A 387-nucleotide genomic window follows, 5' to 3' on the forward strand; every position below is an offset into this window, starting at 1 on the left:
CATTAACGGAGCCACCGTCGATGTGCGTCTGGGTAATCAGTTCCGCACCTTCAGCGGTCATACCGCGGCCTTTATCGATTTGAGCGGCCCGAAACAGGAAGTGAGCGCGGCACTGGATCGGGTAATGAGCGATGAGATCGTATTGCCTGATGGCGAAGCCTTTTTCCTCCATCCGGGAGAGCTGGCGCTGGCGGTGACGCTGGAGTCCGTGACGCTGCCTGACGATCTGGTCGGCTGGCTGGATGGCCGTTCATCGCGGGCGCGACTTGGGTTGATGGTACACGTTACGGCGCACCGCATCGATCCTGGCTGGCAGGGCCGTATCGTGCTGGAGTTCTACAATTCAGGTAAACTGCCGCTGGCTCTGCGTCCCGGCATGTTGATCGG

1 protein-coding gene is annotated in these 387 nt (G+C 60.2%); it reads left to right on the top strand.

Annotated elements, in window-relative coordinates; translation table 11 throughout:
- Positions 1-387, top strand: a 387-nt coding sequence (gene dcd, locus JWG88_RS21510; protein ID WP_205235866.1) for a dCTP deaminase, incomplete at both ends; no start/stop codon positions are given.

The organism is Desulfopila inferna (assembly GCF_016919005.1).
In the GTDB taxonomy this organism is placed as follows: Bacteria; Desulfobacterota; Desulfobulbia; order Desulfobulbales; family Desulfocapsaceae; genus Desulfopila_A; species Desulfopila_A inferna.